The 16,831-nt window shown below is 71.5% G+C and carries 17 protein-coding genes; 4 read left to right on the top strand and 13 right to left on the bottom strand.

The genetic code is table 11. The features are described from left to right. The first annotated feature begins 10 nt into the window (after nucleotides 1-10). From ACFWJW_RS06495 to ACFWJW_RS06485, 3 genes are read left to right on the top strand one after another with little or no spacing between them, the layout of a single operon-like run. Nucleotides 11-643, top strand: coding sequence for an RNA polymerase sigma factor (locus ACFWJW_RS06495; protein WP_040898139.1), 633 nt, complete (start codon nucleotides 11-13; stop codon nucleotides 641-643). Continuing rightward, nucleotides 640-765, top strand: coding sequence for a hypothetical protein (locus tag ACFWJW_RS06490; protein ID WP_387235783.1), 126 nt, complete (start codon nucleotides 640-642; stop codon nucleotides 763-765). Before ACFWJW_RS06495 ends, ACFWJW_RS06490 begins: the two co-directional genes overlap by 4 nt. A 50-nt stretch (nucleotides 766-815) precedes the next feature. Next, nucleotides 816-1,568 carry a hypothetical protein gene (locus ACFWJW_RS06485; RefSeq protein ID WP_387235781.1) on the top strand — a complete coding sequence of 251 codons (753 nt, stop codon included), beginning with the start codon at nucleotides 816-818 and terminating at the stop codon, nucleotides 1,566-1,568. A gap of 81 nt (nucleotides 1,569-1,649) precedes the next feature. On the opposite strand, the gene ACFWJW_RS06480 is transcribed toward ACFWJW_RS06485, so the two are convergent. From ACFWJW_RS06480 to ACFWJW_RS06420, 13 genes are all read right to left on the bottom strand, one after another. Further along, on the bottom strand, nucleotides 1,650-1,970 hold the full coding sequence (locus tag ACFWJW_RS06480; protein ID WP_387235778.1) for a hypothetical protein: 321 nt from the start codon (nucleotides 1,968-1,970) through the stop codon (nucleotides 1,650-1,652). 417 nt (nucleotides 1,971-2,387) lie between these two features. After that, nucleotides 2,388-4,367 (bottom strand): ABC transporter ATP-binding protein, encoded by a 1,980-nt coding sequence (locus ACFWJW_RS06475; protein WP_387235775.1) that lies wholly within the window; start codon nucleotides 4,365-4,367, stop codon nucleotides 2,388-2,390. Further along, nucleotides 4,364-4,798 (bottom strand): lasso peptide biosynthesis B2 protein, encoded by a 435-nt coding sequence (locus ACFWJW_RS06470; RefSeq protein WP_387235772.1) that lies wholly within the window; start codon nucleotides 4,796-4,798, stop codon nucleotides 4,364-4,366. Before ACFWJW_RS06470 ends, ACFWJW_RS06475 begins: the two co-directional genes overlap by 4 nt. Beyond that, nucleotides 4,795-5,049: a lasso peptide biosynthesis PqqD family chaperone gene (locus tag ACFWJW_RS06465; RefSeq protein ID WP_387235769.1), complete on the bottom strand. Its 255-nt coding sequence runs from the start codon at nucleotides 5,047-5,049 to the stop codon at nucleotides 4,795-4,797. The genes ACFWJW_RS06470 and ACFWJW_RS06465 overlap by 4 nt, the downstream gene beginning before the upstream one ends. A gap of 78 nt (nucleotides 5,050-5,127) precedes the next feature. Next, nucleotides 5,128-6,984 carry a lasso peptide isopeptide bond-forming cyclase gene (locus ACFWJW_RS06460; protein WP_387235766.1) on the bottom strand — a complete coding sequence of 619 codons (1,857 nt, stop codon included), beginning with the start codon at nucleotides 6,982-6,984 and terminating at the stop codon, nucleotides 5,128-5,130. A 27-nt stretch (nucleotides 6,985-7,011) separates the two neighbouring features. Then, complete coding sequence (locus ACFWJW_RS06455) at nucleotides 7,012-7,122, bottom strand: keywimysin-related RiPP (protein ID WP_107070770.1); 111 nt, start codon at nucleotides 7,120-7,122, stop codon at nucleotides 7,012-7,014. Nucleotides 7,123-7,708: 586 nt separating this feature from the next. Further along, complete coding sequence (locus ACFWJW_RS06450) at nucleotides 7,709-8,293, bottom strand: GNAT family N-acetyltransferase (RefSeq protein WP_387235763.1); 585 nt, start codon at nucleotides 8,291-8,293, stop codon at nucleotides 7,709-7,711. A 195-nt stretch (nucleotides 8,294-8,488) separates the two neighbouring features. Then, nucleotides 8,489-9,301: a S1 family peptidase gene (locus ACFWJW_RS06445; RefSeq protein WP_387235760.1), complete on the bottom strand. Its 813-nt coding sequence runs from the start codon at nucleotides 9,299-9,301 to the stop codon at nucleotides 8,489-8,491. 236 nt (nucleotides 9,302-9,537) lie between these two features. Continuing rightward, nucleotides 9,538-9,780 (bottom strand): hypothetical protein, encoded by a 243-nt coding sequence (locus ACFWJW_RS06440; RefSeq protein ID WP_387235757.1) that lies wholly within the window; start codon nucleotides 9,778-9,780, stop codon nucleotides 9,538-9,540. A 72-nt stretch (nucleotides 9,781-9,852) separates the two neighbouring features. Next, nucleotides 9,853-10,992: an anion permease gene (locus tag ACFWJW_RS06435; RefSeq protein WP_387235755.1), complete on the bottom strand. Its 1,140-nt coding sequence runs from the start codon at nucleotides 10,990-10,992 to the stop codon at nucleotides 9,853-9,855. 193 nt (nucleotides 10,993-11,185) lie between these two features. Beyond that, nucleotides 11,186-11,536, bottom strand: a complete 351-nt coding sequence (locus tag ACFWJW_RS06430) for a UBP-type zinc finger domain-containing protein (RefSeq protein WP_387235752.1) — start codon at nucleotides 11,534-11,536, stop codon at nucleotides 11,186-11,188. Beyond that, on the bottom strand, nucleotides 11,533-12,990 hold the full coding sequence (locus ACFWJW_RS06425) for an ATP-binding protein (RefSeq protein ID WP_387235749.1): 1,458 nt from the start codon (nucleotides 12,988-12,990) through the stop codon (nucleotides 11,533-11,535). The genes ACFWJW_RS06430 and ACFWJW_RS06425 overlap by 4 nt, the downstream gene beginning before the upstream one ends. Then, a complete protein-coding gene (locus tag ACFWJW_RS06420) occupies nucleotides 12,987-14,663 on the bottom strand; it encodes an FAD-dependent oxidoreductase (protein ID WP_387235842.1) in 1,677 nt (558 codons plus the stop codon). The genes ACFWJW_RS06425 and ACFWJW_RS06420 overlap by 4 nt, the downstream gene beginning before the upstream one ends. A 494-nt stretch (nucleotides 14,664-15,157) precedes the next feature. Here ACFWJW_RS06420 and ACFWJW_RS06415 point away from each other — a divergent pair, with 494 nt between their 5' ends. Continuing rightward, entirely contained in the window at nucleotides 15,158-16,762 is a 1,605-nt protein-coding gene (locus ACFWJW_RS06415; RefSeq protein WP_387235746.1) for an alpha/beta hydrolase, read from the top strand. Nucleotides 16,763-16,831 lie beyond the last annotated feature (69 nt).

The raw sequence follows: 16,831 nt of genomic DNA, 5'->3' as shown, positions 1-16,831 counted from the left end.
CGAGGGCAGCTTGGGTCAGGTAGGGCAAACCCGGCGCGCAGCGACGTACGACGAGGAGTTGGGCGCAGCGGTCTCGCGGGCCCAGGGCGGCGACGAGGCCGCTTTCGCGATGGCCTACCGGATCGTGCAGCCGGCCCTGCTCGGCTATCTGCACGGGCTGGTCGGCAGGGACGCGGAGGACGTGGCCTCCGACGCCTGGCTGGAGATCGCCCGCGACCTCGGACGTTTCAAGGGGGACGGGGCCGGGTTCCGCGGCTGGACCACGACCATCGCCCGGCACCGGGCGCTGGACCATCTGCGCCGCCAGCGCGTGCGGCCTCGGGCCGGCGGGACCGAACAGGACGTACTGAACCTCCCCGGTCCGCACAACACTCATGACCAGGCCCTGGAGTCCCTCTCCACCGAGCAGGCCCTGGAACTGGTCCGCGGGCTGCCGCGGGACCAGGCCGAGGCGGTGCTCCTGCGGGTCGTCGTGGGTCTGGACGCTCCCGCCGCCGCACGCGTCCTCGGCAAGCGTCCGGGAGCGGTGCGCACGGCCGCCCACCGGGGCCTGAAACGACTCGCCCGTCGGCTGGGCGTCGGCGGCGAGGCGGACGAGGGTGTGACGGATGGGGCTTCCCGAACGCTGGGGAAGTCGACATGACGACGAGGGCGGTCGAGGGCGACAGTGAACGGTCGGAAGGTGCCGAGGACCGGCACCTCGACGAATCCAAACGGTCGGAGCGGAACGGCCAGGAACGGAAGCGGACATGGGTGAACGGCTGAGCGGCGACGGAGCTCCGGCACGTCACCGGCACGGGCACCCTGACGGCTCCGTGTCCGGCCCTCCGGACGTGCGGGACTCCGCCACGCTGGAAGCGATGCTGGGCGCCGCCCTCCGCGCGGACCGCCCCGACCCCGAGGCCGAGCGGCGGGCCCTGGCCGCCTTCCGGGCCGCCGCCCACGGCGCGGGCGCACCCCGGGCCCGTACCCGGCGCCGGGACGACTGGCGGCCGCGCGAGGAGCGGAGCGTCCGGCGCCCGGTGCGGATGACGTTCGGCGCGGTGTTCGCCAGCCTCGCCCTGGGCGGTGTCGCGTACGCGGCCATCGGCTCGGCCGGCTCGTCCACCGACGGTGCTGGTACCGGCCCGGGGACCACGCGCCCCTCCGCGGTCGCCCCGGACCAGCCGGGCAATACGGCCTCGTCGGCGTCCCCCGGCCGCTCCGGCCCCGGCGACCGGCCCTCCTCCGCCAAGGACACCGAGGCCCACTGCCGCGCCTACAAGAAGGTCGAGGGGCGCGGCAAGGCACTCGACGCGACGGCCTGGCAGCGGCTCGTCGCGGCCGCCGGCGGACGCGACAAGGTCGCCGCGTACTGCTCCGCGCAGCTGGCGCGGGCGACGGCGGCGCCGAGCGGACCGGGCGGCACGGGCAAACCCGGCAAGGGCACCCCGCACGCCGGCAACGGCTCAGGGGGGAACACCGGCGCCTCCGGCCACAGCACGGCCGACGCCAACCCCGGCGGCACGCATAACCCGACCGGAAACGACCGGACAAGCAGCGGGAACGGCGGCGGGAAGCACCCGTAGCCCCGCGGCACCCTCGGCCGGCCGGCCCGCCCGGGGGCACCGGTCGTGCACGTCAGCGTCGGGTGCGGGTGGTGGAGGCGGTCAGTTCACCGCCGTGACCACGTCTGCCTGGTGGGGGAGCTCCGCTAGCTTCAGCTGCTGGGCCTGGAGCATCGGCAGGAGTGCGGTGCGCTGCTCGGGGGAGAGCTGGGGGAGCCGGCGGCCCATGAGCCGGCAGGTGCTGAGCCAGTCGATGAGTGCGGGGTCGGCGGTCCAGCGCTTGGACCGCTCCTGGGTGTCGCTGAAGAACCGTATCCAGTCCAGGGCGGAGTGGGGGTGCGGCGCGGGTGCGCACAGCGCGTCCCTAGTGTCGTCGTCGGCGTAAGCCGCCTCGACGTGGGCGGTGAGGGCGGCGCTGAACACTTGCTGGCAGGGAATGACCGCCTGCAACGTGAGGCGCGCGTGGTCGAACACCGGCACCGTCGGCCGTCGCTCCAAGCCGTCGGCGGTGCAGTCGATGGAGAGGGTTCCGGGGTACGTCCGGACTGCCGCAGCCCCGTGCCGGATCGGCAATCCCCCAACAGCACACGACACCGCGCCCCTACTCAGGCACGGAACAGGAAAAGGTGGCCCTGGACGTGGTGCGCAAGGCACTCGCCGGCGACCACGACTGGCTGCGCGACCTGCGGGCCCAGCATGGTCTTGGCGCCGACGCCGTGGACGCACTGTCGCGCTTCTACGAACTCACGGCGTATGGAGGCGCCGAACCGGCAGCCGGGTGTACCAACTCAAGGAGGAGAGATAAGCCGTCGGTCATGACGCTCGTGGTGAGGCCGTCGGCTACGGCGTTCGGGGCCCTCCGTGCGTGGTCGGCGCCGTGTCCGCACCGGATGTGCCGTCGGCCGGCCGGAGCATTTGGCCGGAGGCCAGTGCGCGGTAGGAGGGGCTGGTGGTCAGCAGTTCCTCGTGGGAGCCGGAGGCGACGGTGCGGCCTTCCTCCAGGACGATGATGCGGTCGGCGTGCTGGACGGTGGAGAGACGGTGCGCGATCACCAGGAGGGCGCATTCCTGGGCGGCTTCCTTCATGAGCGTGGTGAGTGCGGTCTCGTTGATGGCGTCGAGGTGGGAGGTCGGTTCGTCGAGGAGGAGAAGGGCGGGCCGGGCGAGGAGGGCGCGGGCCAGGGCGACCCGTTGCCTTTCGCCGGCCGACAGGGTGTTGCCGCGTTCGCCGAGTACGCCGGACAGGCCGCCGGGCAGTCGTCGGACCACCCCGTCGAGCCGGGCGAGTTCGACGACCCGCCGGACCTCGGCATCACCGGCGCCGGGTGCCGCGTAGGTGATGTTGTCCCGGAGCGAGCCGTGGACGACATGGGTGTTCTGGTCGACGACGGCGATGCGTGCCCGGCATGCTCCGCGGCTCAGCTCGGCTGCGGGACGACCGTCGAACAGCAGCGTTCCGGAGTCCGGTTCGTGGAACCGCGCCACCAGCGCGAAGATCGTGCTCTTGCCCGCGCCCGACCGTCCGACGAGGGCGACCTGCCCGTGCTGGGGGACGGTGAACGAGACACCGTTGAGCACCGGCCGGTCCGGGACGTACCCGAAGCGGACGTCGTGCAGGGCCAGGGCCGGCGCCTCGCCCGGCCCCGTCCGCCCCGTCCGCTCCACCCGCCGGGGCGCCGCACGGACGACGCACCCGCCCGGCACGGTCCACTCCGCGGGCTCAACGGGCTCAACGGGCTCCACGGCCTCAACGAGCTCGACAGCCTCTGCGGGCTCGACAGCCTCCGCGGGCTCAACGGCCTCCACAGCCCCCACAGCCTCCCCGGCCTCCTCCGGCTCCGCCGGCAGCTCCAGCGCCTGCGCGATCCGCTGGTATGCGCCCATGCCGCGCTGCATCAGTCCGACCGCCCGGAAGACCGACGACAACGGCAGCACCAAGTAGGAGGCGTACAGCAGAAAGGCGACCAGATCGCCGAGGGAGTTGGTGTGTCCGTTGACCCGCAGCCCGCCGATGACCAGGACGAGCAGGAAGGAGCCCTGGACGGCGAGTTCGACGGCGGGGCTCATCACCGAGGCGAGTTTCGCGGTCCGTACGCCGGCGTCGTACGCCGCGTCGACCCGCGCGCCGATGCGCGTCGCCTCGCGGTCCTCGGCGCGGTGCACCCGGACCATCGGCAAAGCGCCGAGCGCGCGCTCCAGTTCGGCGGCGACGGCGCCGACGGAGCCCTGCATGTGTGCGGAGGCGGCCCGGATGCCTTTGAGCAGTGAGGTCACGATCAGGGCGGCGGCGGCCACGGTCAGGGCGACCAGAAGCAGCAGCAGCGGGTCGATCCACGCCATCAGGACGACCGCCCCGGCGGCGGCGAGGGCGCCGGTCACCAGGTCGACCAGCGCCTGGGACACGACGTCCCTGAGCAGGGTGGTGTCGGTGGTCACGCGGGAGATCAGGTCGCCGGTGCGGTGCCGGTGGTACTGGTGCATCTCCAGCCGCAGCAGGCGCGCGATGAGGCCGTGGCGCAGTCCCCGTACGACGCCTTCACCCATGCGTTCCAGGACGAAGCGCCCCACCGCGCCGGTCGCCGCCTCGGTGACGAACAGCGCGGCCAGGAGCGCGAGCAGCGGCCAGAAGGTCCGTCCGTGTCCGCCGGCGTCGACGATGTTCCTGGCGAGGAGCGGCTGGGCCAGTCCGAGGGCCGAGCCGGCCAGGGTGAGCACGGTGGCGACGACGACGGAGGCCCGGTGCCCGGTGGTGAGCCGGTACATGGTGGTGACCGCACCCCATGTCGAACGGTCCGGTGTCTTCGTGGTGGCCGCGGTCATCGGGTGGGCCGGCTGACCGGTGCCACGGCGATGAGCCGGGTGAAGTAGTCGTCCGGCACCCCTTCGTCCACGGGGCGGGCATCGACCTCGATCCAGGCGTGCGCCGTGAAGGGAGGTACCACCCGCACCCCGGTGCACCAGGTCGGCCAGCTGCCGCCCAGGCGGCACAGCAGCGCGGCCCCCAGGGAGCGGGGCAGGCAGCCGCGCGGCCCGGCGCAGCGCAGGCTGACCGCGCACATCGCGTCCCGGGCAGCCTTGGCCTGGCCGGGGGAGGCGGGTGCGGCTCCTCGGCGTACGAGGCCGAGTACGGCACGGATGCGGTGCGGGGGCAGGAAGGACAGGACGACGGCGGGGAGGAGGACGAGCCGGGCGGCCAGCCGCCGGGCGAAGGGGACTCCGGTGGGCCGCTCCAGTGCGCTCGGTGTCGTCATACGGCCAGTCCCGACGCGCGCAGCTCCTCGACCAGGGTCGCGACGTCCTGCTCGGCGCGCATGCGGTCGATGCCGAACTCGGCGAGCAGCGCGTCGGCCGCCGCTCTCTCGTCGCCGCCCGCCAGCAGGGTGGTGACGATCAGGCCGGCGGTGGGGTTCAACTCCCAGTACTGTCCGTTGCGTTCGTCCAGCAGGACCGTGCCGTAGTCGGTCGCCGCCGTGGAGACCTTGTCACCGAACCGCAATGCCATGAGGTATCCCTTTCGTGGGGGAGTGAGCAGCTTCGTAGGGGAGCGTGCAGCTTCGCGGGGGAGCGTGCAGCGAAGTGGCTAGGGGGCGGTGCCGGCCCTGTCCTGCGTGGCGTGGGAGAGGCTGCGCAGCCACACTTCGGCGGCGATGGTCGAGTAGAGGATCGCGTCGCGCAGCCCGGGGGTGGCGGGCCGCTGGGCCAGCCGGCGCAGGGCCTCGCCGTCCACCAGGCCGAGCCGTTCCAGCCGGGAGTCCTCCCAGAGCGCCAGCAGGTCACCGCGGTGCTCGCGCAGCCCGTTGGACGCGTCCATGGACGCCGCGGCCTTGTTGGTACGCCCCAGACAGGACTCCGGCACGATGCCGCGCATGGCCGTGGTGAGAAGAGGCTTGTACCGCCAGGGCGTCACACGCTCGCTCGGACGGACCGCCAGACATGCCTCGATCACCCGGTCGTCGAAGAACGGCGACGCCATCGGCACCCCGGCCCGGGACGCCATCCGGTCCCACTGCCGGATGATGCGCGTACAGGAGCGGATCTGCTCCAGGTCGGTGTGCAGGCCCCGGTCCGGATGCAGCGGTACGGCGGTCGCGGCCGCCGCCCGAAGCGCCCGCCCGGCCAGCCGTTCGGCCTCGGGGGTGACCCAGTCGAACAGCCGCGGTGCCATGCCCCAGCCCAGACCGCTGCTGACGGACGCGGGCAGCGGGCCGCGCAGGTCGCGGCCGGCGTCCCCCAGCCATGTCCCGTACGGCCGGGAGTCGGCCAGCGCCCGGGCCATGCCGCCGAGCGGCCACTGCCACAGCGCCCGGAACCCACGAAGCTGCCGCACCGCGAACAACGGGCGCCTGCGCAGCAGGCGGTGGTAGTACGCCTCGGAGCACCACGCCACGTGGTCACCGCCGATACCGGTCAGATGCAGCCGGCTGCCCCGCCGGGCCAGGCCCGGCAGGTGGTGCAGGACCCGCGAGCGGTCCATGACGCCGATGGTCGGCTCGTCCAGCAGGTCGTCGATGCCGAGGAGATCGTCGTAAACCAGTGGTGAATCGTCGGCGTCCCACACCACGTGCTCGACCTGCGGCAGGCACCCGGCGGCCTGCGAGGCCCAGTACAGGTCGGTGTCCGCGGGATCACGCCCCGGCCAGGTACTGGCCACCACCTTGGCGGGCGAGCGAGCGGCCAGAAAGGTGATGGAGGTGGAGTCCAGCCCGCCGGACAGATCGCAGCTGACCACGCCGCCCTGCCGCGTACGGGCCTCGACGGCTCCGCTGAGCGCGGCCCGGACGAGGGGGGCTCCGTCGGCGAGCGACCGGGTCGGCTCCGGCGGCGTCCACCAGCGCGAGTTCCGTACGGACCGCCCGTCCGCCGCGACGATCAGCGCGTCCTGCGGGGGCACGGAGTCGACCTCCCGCCACAACGGTGCTTCGAGCATCGGGTGGGGAACCGGCCACAGCAGCCTGACCGCCACTTGCTCCTCGTCCGGTTCGGCTCCGAGCGCGTCGGCGAGCACATCGGCGCTGGTGGCCGCCACCCGCACCCCGTCGACGAGCGCGTGGAACACCAGCCGCAGACCGGACGCGGTGCCCTGCACCCGGAGCTGCCCGTCACGTGCGGCCACAAGATGGAAGCTGCCGGGCAGGCCGCGTGCCCAGGCGTCGAGTTCGGAGAGATCCCTCAACCGGCCGATCCGGCGCTCCAGTTCGGCGGGGTCGACCGGACAGCAGCCGACGAGGGCGAGGGCGTCCGCGCCGGCGTGAGCGGTCACGATGTCCTCGTCGTGCCAGTGGCCCACCAGCCAGGGGCGGCCGGAGGCGTACGTCAGGGTGCGGGTTCGCGGGCGGGCGAAGCAGCGGGCCACGGCGGCCGCGTCCGCACGGTCGGGAAAGACCGCGAAGTGCGCGTCGCCGGGGCCCGTGCCCGCACCTGGGTGCGTTTCAGTCATGGCTTCGGTTCAGCGAGCCGTCGACCGTCAGTTCTTGCTCAGGACCAGCCGGTCGTTCCCGGAACTGTTCAGGAGCCCGGTCTTCTTCCGGAACGAACCCAGTCGGACGAGCGTCGGCGCTTCGTAAGCCTTCTTCATTGCCGTCTCCTTCGATGCGGATTCCGCCACCCTCCCCAGCCCGGCCACGAGCCGGCCGTCCGGCTCATGAACAGCTGCGCCCGGATTCATCGGAAAACCCGGAACAGGAGCTGCGGCGCGCCACCGAAGCTAGTTGCCGCCCCGCGGCCCCTCGCAACAGGAGAACCACAAATAGGGTTGTATGAATTGGCGTGCGACTCGTGCTCGAAATGGATCGATGGATCCGCACCACTGAATCGGCAGCCGCAGGTCCTGTGTTCCGGCTCCGTTCAGAAAAAACCTTTGGACCTGTGCAGACTTGGAGGCCGTCTTACCCGGCGCACGGGGGCGCAGGAACCCGGAGTGGTCGCCGCCGGGTAGCGCCCGGCCTCGCTCCCCGCACAACCATTCCGCTGCCTTTCGCGCTGGGCGACGATGGACCGTCGGCTTCATCGGTGAGGCGCAAGGTGATGACGGGGGCCCGCCCCTCAGGGACGTGTGGCTCGGCGTCGGCGCATTCGGCGTACGAACGCCCGCTGGGCGAGGATTCCCCCCCGGAACCACCCGCGCGTCCCACCGCGCGGGCCGCGTTCAGGGAAGGGCCGGCTCAGGAACAGGACCGACGCATGTACAGCGCCGTCTCCCCGGCTGATTCCGTCCCCTCATAGAGCGAGGTGTCCAGCCCGCAGAAGGCGAACCCCATGCGCTGATAGGCGCGGATCGCGGGCGCGTTGACATTGGTGACCTCCAGCCATAGGTGTCCGGCACCGCATTCGCCGGCGTGCTCAAGGGCGTGGTCCATCAGGGTCCGTCCCACGCCCCGGCCCCGGTGCGTGGCGGCCACCTCGATGTCGGCGATGGTCAACCGGCGGTTCCAAGGGCTGTATTCGGTGACGATGAACCCGCAGACCTCGTCCCTGTCGACGGCCACGATGGTGCGTTCGTCGTCCGGACCTTCCTCATCGGTCTCGTCCTCCGGCTCATCGTCCGGGAATACCTTGTGGATCGGGGTGGCCAACTGAACGGGCCGCATGGTGAACCCATCCTTGGTGAGTGTCACCTCGAAGATGGTGTCCGTGGTGAACGATCCGTCGATGGCAGCGACGGCCTTCTCGTCCTCGGGGCTCGCCAACCGGTAGACGATCGTTTCCTCGGGGCGAGCGGTCCCGGTGTTGTGTTCAGTGGTCGACATGGCCTCACCGTATGCGCCGGAGCACGGGAGTCGGTGGCGTCAGCGGCAGGGGCGCCTCTCCCGCATTGCCGCCAACTTGGTGGTGGGCAGCGTTCCTTATGGGGCGTCCCCTGGTTTCGGTGGCGGGCTGCTGTCGGAAGGGGGCGAACCGTCGCATCAGGGACGGCCCCCGATATGGGCGGCGGCCGTCGCTGATCAGGTGTTGCGCTTGAGGGTCTTGCGGATCCAGTCCGTGTAGGCGGGCACGTTGCTGTAGAGGCCCGGTCCGGCGGAGCATGCGACGTCCGGGGTTCCGGGGCCCGAGGTGGCTCCGATCAGTTCCCAACGCCCGTGCCGGCCCTTCTGGAGCTGCGGTCCGCCGGAGTCGCCGAAGCACGCCATGGCCTTGGGCACGCGGCTGATGGTGCACAAACGGGTCCGGTTCGCATAGCCGCGGGCGCACTCGGCGTCGGCGCCCCTGCGCGTGTTGAGCTCCTGCAACCGCTCCGCGAACTTCAGCTCGGTGTCGACGGTGGTGCCGAATCCCAGGATCAGGGTCGGGGTGCCCGGCCGCCCGGTCCGCTCCGCGATACGGATGGGCTTCTGGGTGACGGGGCGGTCGAGGCGGACCAGCGCGATGTCGTTCTTGTTCACGGCCTTCCCGTCGCCGTTCACATAGCCGGGGTGGACGACGGTCCGCTCGATGGTCCGGACGGTGCCCCCGGACTTCCGGTGGCCGCTGCCGATCCGGACGGTGCCGTCCAGCTCAAGGTCATCGCCCTGCACGCAGTGGGCCGCCGTCAGCACCCACTGCGGATCGATCAGCGACGCCCCGCACGTACCGTCGTACAGCCCTTGATCCGGGGCCGATTCGGGGATCGTCGCCATGAACGGGTAGTGCTCGGTGGCATCGGTCCCGTTGACGATCGCTTCCGCGCTGCCGGTCATCAGGGTGGCGCACGCCGCGATGGCGAGAGCGGCGGTAGTGGTGCGCGCCGCGCGGCGACGCACTGACTTCACACTGGACAAGGGGAGTTCCTTCCCATGGAGAACCGGATGTGTTCAGCCTGCGCGTCCGAGATCCGCCGAACCATCCGGGCAGCAGGCATGAACACGGTCCAGGCAGCGGGACAGAGCACTGTAGGGATAGCCCCCTAATGGAGCCGCCTAATAGAGCCCTCCAATGAGGGACTCGGCTTCCCGCCGCGCCCTTACGGCCGCTGCACGCTGAGATGGCAGGGGCGGGGGCACCTCCCCCGTCGGCGTCAAGCGCCAATGATCAAGGCGATCCCGTAAGCCGCGACCGCGAGGCAGGAGGCGAAGCAGAGCAGGGCCGCGGCCGTTGCCGCCTTCTGGTGCCGGGCTCCGCGCGCGTCGGAGGAGGCGGGCTCATCGTGGCCGGCGCGGGACCATGCGGCCAGGCCGAGGGAGAACATCACGACCACCACGGTGGTGATCCCGAGGCTGACGGCGAAGACCCCGGCGAGCGTGCCCCAGTTGATGTCCATCCCGTTCTCCCCTTCCTGGACGGCGGCCGTGTCGGCCGGCCTTGTCGGTTCGGCCCAGCCGGTCCGCCCGGATCAGGCGACCGGCTTGACCGCAGACGCCGGTTCCCGTCCCGGTGCCTCGTTGACGTTCTCCGGGTTCACCGGGCGGCGGCGCGAGAGGACGTAGAAGGCGGCCGCGGCGGCGAGGGCGACGACCGCCACCAGGGCCACGCCCAGGTCGCCCTGATCGGCCACCCACGCCGCCACGCCTCCCACGGCGGCCGCGGCCGGCAGTGTCAGCAGCCAGGACACCGCGATCCGCCCGGCGATTCCCCAGCGCACCTGTGCCAGCCTGCGGCCGAGCCCCGCGCCGAGGATGCTGCCGGTGCACACCTGGGTGGTCGACAGCGGGAACCCCATGTGCGACGAGGCGAGGATCACCGCGGTGGCGCTGGTCTCGGCGGCGAAGCCCTGCGGGGCCTGGATGTCGGTGAGCCCCTTGCCCATCGTCCGGATGATCCGCCAGCCGCCCGCGTAGGTGCCCAGCGCGATCGCCAGGCCCGCGCTCAGCACCACCCACCAGGGCGGCTCCGCGCCATGGCTGAGGACCCCGGTCGAGATGAGCGCGAGGGTGATGACGCCCATCGTCTTCTGGGCATCGTTGGTGCCGTGGGCCAGTGCCACCAGGGACGCCGACCCGATCTGGCCCGCGCGAAAGCCCTTCCCGACGGCGCGGCGCGAGGTCCTCCGGGTGATCACATAGGCGAGGTAGGTGGCCAGCAGTGCCACCACACAGGCCACCACCGGCGAGGCCACCGCCGGGATCACGATCTTCTCGATGATCGCGCCGAAGCGCACCGCGGAACCCCCGGCCCCCACCCACACCGCGCCGATCAGCCCGCCGAACAGGGCGTGGGACGAGCTGGACGGGAGTCCCAGGAGCCAGGTGACCAGATTCCACAGGATCGCCCCGATCAGCCCGGCGAAGATCATCACCAGGGAGACCTGGCTGTCCTCGACGATGCCGCCCGAGATCGTCTTGGCCACTTCCGTGGAGAGGAAGGCTCCGGCCAGATTGAGCACGCCCGCGACGGCGACGGCGACCTTGGGGCTCAGCGCCCCGGTGGCGATGGAGGTGGCCATCGAGTTGGCGGTGTCGTGGAATCCGTTGGTGAAGTCGAAGGCAAGGGCCGTGAGGATCACGGCCACGAGCAGGAACGAGACAGCGTCCATCCCGGACCTCCGGGTCGAGGGCGGTCCGGCCGCGCGGGCCCCCGGATCATGTACGAACCGCCGTCCCCTCCCAAGCTAAGCGCCGCTCCGGGTTGCCGCCAACGCGACGGCGCGGGCCGTTAGATGGCGGCGGCCGGCCCAGGTCAGCGCCGTGCCGGAGGCGGGACCGGTCCGCCTGTCCCAGACGGCCCGGCTATCCGAGACGGTCGGCCCAGTCCACCGGGACGCGGCCCGCGGGGCCGGGCGTGGGCTGGTCGGCCGGGTGGCTCTCCGGGGGAGCCAGCGGCGGGCCCGAGGCGTACACCTCCGCGGTGTCGTAGTCGTAGAACCAGGTCTCGCCCGGTTCGAAGCTGCGGATCATCGGGTGCCCGGTGTCCCGGGCGTGGGCGGTCGCGTGCTTGGCGGGTGAGTCGTCGCAACAACCGACGTGGCCGCACTGTGCGCAGCGCCGCAGATGGAACCACCAGCCACCAACGGCGGCACACTCGGCGCAGCCGGTTCCGCTGGGCGGGACCGAGGGGTCGATTCCGTGCGGGGAAGTCATGACGCCTCCTGTGGGGGACGGGGGTCGGTGGGGGCCAGCGGCAGGCGTACCTGGAAGCGGGTGTCGCCGGGGACGGAGTCGAACCGCAGGTCCCCCTGGTGTTTGTTGACGACGATGCGCCACGAGATGTCCAGGCCGAGACCCGTGCCCTCACCCACCGGCTTGGTGGTGAAGAAGGGGTCGAAGATGCGGTCGCGGATCTCCGCCGGGACTCCGGGGCCGGTGTCGCGGATCTCGACGAGCAGATGGTCTCCCTCGCGCGCGGTGCGCACGGTCAGCGTGCCGTCGGCGTCCGTCCCGCTCATCGCCGAGACGGCGTTGTCGATCAGGTTCGTCCATACCTGGTTGAGGTCGCTGGGGTAGGCCGGGATCTTCGGCAGGCCGCGGTCGTAGTCCTTGACGACGGTGATGTGCGGGCCGATCTTCGCGGACACCATCAGCAGCGTGCTGTCCAGCAGCTCATGGACGTCGGTGACCTGGTGGGGCGCCCGGTCGAGTTGCGAGTACTGCTTGGCCGCCGTGACAAGAACCGAGATCCGGGTGGTCGACTCCTCGATCTCGTTCATCAACAGCTCGGTTTCCACGGTGTAGTTGAGCCACCGCACGGCGCCTTCGAGGGTGTCGCCGTCCACGGCCGCGGCGACCTGGTCCAGCCAGTCGATGTCCAGGCCGGCCTGGACGAAGGTCGGCGCGAGCTGCCAGCCGTCCCCGATGCCGTGGTCGTCCAGCCAGCCCGAGAGGGCGTCCTCCCGGTCCGAGGCTTCCAGCGGGTTCAGGGCGGTGGCCTTGGCCACGCGCTCGGCCGTGCGCTCCTGGATGTCGACGAGCGTCTCCAGGGTGTCGCGCCGGTACGGGCGTGCCGCGATGATGCCGAGCTTGTGGCGCATCCCGGCGACCCGCTCGCGGAGCGCGGAGGTGGCGCGCACGGCCGCGGCGGCCGGGTTGTTCAGCTCATGGGTCAGCCCCGCGGACAGCGAGCCGAGCGCCAGGAGCTGTTCCCGCCGGCCGACGGCCTCCTGGGCGCTCTTGGTGCCGAAGAAGAGGCCCTCCAGCAGGTGTACGGCCATCGGAAACCACTCACGCATGATCGTGGCGAAGGTCTCCGCGGGCAGCACGAAGAAGCGGGTGGGCTCGATGACGCGCAGGGAGCTGTTGTAGACCTGCCGCAGGCGGTCTCCCAGATACGCCTGGAAGGCTCCCGCGTACACCCCGCGGCTGGAACTCCGGTTGATCTCCACGTCGTAGTCCCCGATCCGGCGCGAGAGCACGAGGGTCCCTTCGAGCAGCACGTAGAAGCAGGTGGCCGGATCGCCCTCCCCATACACGGGCCCGGGGCCGTACTCCTCCACCCGGCCTTCGCGGCAGAGCAGGGCGAGCTGGTCGGGGGCCAGCTTCTCGAACAGGAACAGCGAGCCGAGTTCCTGCTGACTGCACGGCATCGGCCGGCTGTTCATGACTGCTCCAGATAACGGTGGACGAGCATGACCGCCATGGCGCCCTCTCCCACTGCGGAAGCGACCCGCTTGGCGGATTCGGCGCGGGCGTCGCCGGCGACGAACACGCCGGGGACGTTGGTCTCCAAGTGGTAGGGCGGCCGGTCCAACTCCCAGCCGGCCGGCGGGCGCCCGTCCGCGGTCAGATCCGGGCCGGTCAGCAGGAACCCGCGGGAGTCCCGGAGCACCGTGCCCTCCAGCCAGTCGGTCAGCGGGGCCGCGCCGATGAAGACGAACATCCACTGGGCGTCGACGCGTTCGGTCCGGCCGGTCGCGGTCTCGCGGACGGTGATCTGCTCCAGATGACCCGAGCCGTGGGCGGCGTCGACGACCGTGTTCGTGCGCACCGAGATCGTGGAGGTCTCGTCGACCTGCTGGACCAGATAGTGCGACATCGAGGCGGACAAGGACGGTCCACGCACCAGTACGGTGACCGACTTGGCGCTCCGGGCGAGGTGGACCGCGGCCTGGCCGGCGGAGTTGGCGCCGCCGACGATGTACACGTCCTGACCCTGGCAGGCAGCCGCTTCGGTCAGCGCAGACCCGTAGAACACCCCGCAGCCGGTCAACTCGGCCACCTGGGGGGCGTCCAGCTGCCGGTACGACACGCCCGTCGCGAGGATCACCGAGTGCGCGGCGACGGCGGAGCCGTCCGAGAACCGGACGACACGCGAGGCGCCATGGACTTCGAGCCCGGTGACCTCGCGCGCGGTCAGCAGCTCGGCACCGAATTTCATCGCCTGCCGCCGGGCCCGGTCGGTGAGCTGTGCCCCCGACACGCCATCCGGGAAGCCGAGGTAGTTCTCGATGCGCGAGCTCTGGCCCGCCTGGCCCCCGGTCGCGGAGCGTTCCACGAGGACGGTCCGCAGGCCCTCGGACGCGCCGTACACCGCCGCACCCAAACCGGCCGGTCCGCCGCCGATGACGACCAGGTCATAGAAGTCCGTAGCCGGCGTCGTCGCGAGGCCGACCCGGGCGGCGAGCTCCTGGTCCCCGGGCTCGACGAGCGCGGTGCCGTCCGGGACGATCACCAGCGGGAGCCGCAGGCCGTCCTGGCCCGCCGCGCACAGGAGCCGTCGGCCTTCCGGATCCTCGGACGAGTACCAGCGGTAGGGCACCTGGTTGCGGGCCAGGAACTCCCGTACCCCCGACGAACGCGCCGACCAGCGGTGTCCCACGACCTTGGTGACGGTCACCGGCCGGTGATCGTCGGCCCGCCAGGCCAGCAGGAGATCGTCGAGGACGGGGTAGAGCTTCTCCTCCGGCGGTTCCCAGGGCTTGAGGAGGTAGTGGTCGAGGTCGACGACATTGATCGCGTCGATGGCCGCGCCGGTGTCCGCGTACGCCGTCAGCAGCACCCGCCGGGCGCCGGGATGGATGTCGAGAGCCTGCTCAAGGAACTGGATGCCGTCCATCTCCGGCATCCGGTAGTCGGCCACGATCACCGCGACGGGGGCGCCCCGCAGCTTCAGCTCACGCAGGGCGGCAAGGGCGGACGCGCCGGACTCCGCGCGGACGATGCGGTACAACTCGCCGTAGCGACGCCGCAGATCGCGGGCGACGGCACGCGACACGCCCGGGTCGTCGTCCACGGTCAGGATGACGGTCCGCGCCGGACCGGCGGCCTGCTCCATCGGCATCCCGTCCCCGGTCGATCACCCTTTCCGCGCCGCCGTCCCCTGCCTGTCCGGCACACCAGCGCGTCAGCAGTACCCATTTTAGGGCGATTGCCATGCTTTGCCCTGCAAGATCAGGAGTGCGACTTCCTGTCGACGGGCGCGATCAACGTTCCCGCACTGGCGCCGGCGGGGAGTGACGGCAGGGCGGACCCGCCGCAGATCCTGCGAGCACCTGCTTCCCCTGTCAGCGCATTCCTCGCCCGCTTTTAGGCGATCACATGCGGCGATGACTCACCGAGTTGATCACCGCACCGAACGTGTTCGGACGGCAGCCTCCCGGTCGCGCACCGCCCGAGACTTCGCCATCCGTGACCCCGCCCTACCTGAGGGTGAAATGCAACCCTCCGTCGACAATGCGTAATTCGCCCCAACTGTGACGGGCCCTACAGCGGCGCGGCGGCGCCTGTGCGCATCCTTTGCGGGCAACGAGCGAGAGAGCGAGAGCGTCGATGCCCTTCCCCCGCCGACCCCTGGCCCTGTCTGCCGGTGTGCTGGCCGCCACCACGATGGTGGTGACGGCCTGCGGTGCCGGTGACGCCGCAGCAACCCGGCCCGACGACGCCAAGGGCGGGAACACCTCCGTTCCGGTGCTGCCCGCGCGCTTCACGCAGCAGAAGGTCCAGTGGACGCCCTGTGCCACGGAGGTCACTCCCAGGGCCGTGCCCGGCGCGCAGTGCGGCTGGGTGACGGTGCCGGTCGACTACGCCGACCCGGACGGGAAGACCGTCAAGCTGCGGGTGTCGCGGGTGCAGGCCAAGGATCACGGTCGTCGGCTGGGTTCGCTGCTCTTCAACCCCGGGGGCCCCGGAGCGGGCGGTGCGGCCGACGTGGCCAACGGAGACTGGCAGGCCGGGGCGCAGGCTCGGGCCCGCTACGACCTGGTCGGCTTCGACCCACGCGGCACAGCCGGGTCCGGGCAGATCAAGTGCCCCGACGGCGTGGCGGAGGAACCCGAGAACCCGCCGCGTACCGCGTCGGAGGCCGAGAAGACCTTCGCCGCCGCGACCCGGCGGGCCCGTGCCTGCCAAAAGGCGAGCGGCGCCGTTCTCGCGCACATGGACAGCGTGAGCGTCGCCCGCGATCTGGATGTGCTGCGTACGGTCCTGGGCGACGCCAAGCTGAATTACACGGGTGTCTCCTACGGCACCTTCATAGGCCAGCAGTACATGAAGCTGTTCCCCGGCAAGGTGGGCCGGATGGTGCTCGACGGCGTCGTCAATCCCGCCGCCGACCTGCGGCAGGTCGCCCGGCTCGACATCAAGACCTCCGATGACGCGGTGCGCCGGTACGCCCACGACCTCGTCGCGCGCGGGGATCACCGGCTGGGGGCGACCACCGAGGAGATTCTGCGGAGGCTCACCACCTTCGCCAAGGAGCTGGACCGGAAGCCGCTGCGAGGGGCCGGCGGCGAGGAATTCACCGCCGCCGACTTGTCCATGTACCTGGACACGGCGGTGTCGGGCGAAGCGAGCTGGCAGCGGCTGACCCCGGCGCTGGTGGCCGCCCTGCGCGGGGACGTGACCGGCTTCGACCGGCTGGACGCCGCGGCGGCCGACGAGAGCGGTGGCGAGGAGCTGACGCCGCAGGAGGCACAGACCGAGGAGAACGAGTCCATGAGCATGTCGGCGGTGCTGTGCCTGGACTCCCCGTCCGCGCCGAGGACCCCGCAGCAGATGCTCGCCACCGCCGACGCGTTCGCCAAGCAGTCGCCGCTCTTCGGCCGTTCCTACGCCTGGCAGATGATCGACTGCGCGACATGGCCGCTCGCCCCCACCGGGGCGGCCGAGCCGGTCAAGGCGCCCGGCGCGGCACCGGTACTGCTGGTGTCGTACACCGACGATCAGCTCACTCCACTGGCGAACGCACGGGCCGTGCACCGGCAGTTGGAACACAGCTCGCTCCTCGTACGCAAGGGCCAGGGGCACGCGGCGTACGCCTCGGAACAACCCTCCACCTGCACCGACCGTGCCGTCGACGGATATCTGGTCGGGGGAAAGCTGCCGGGCAAGGGTGAGGGCAAGGGCAAGGGCGAGGTCACCAACTGCTCGGGCTGAGGCGGGGGTTGATGTCCAGGAGCGGTGCGCTCGCCCGAAGAGGGGTGACTGCCGACCCGGCCCATTCAC

The organism is Streptomyces sp. NPDC127097 (assembly GCF_042724075.1).
Classification (GTDB): domain Bacteria; phylum Actinomycetota; class Actinomycetes; order Streptomycetales; family Streptomycetaceae; genus Streptomyces.
This window is presented reverse-complemented; position numbering and strand designations above follow the sequence as displayed.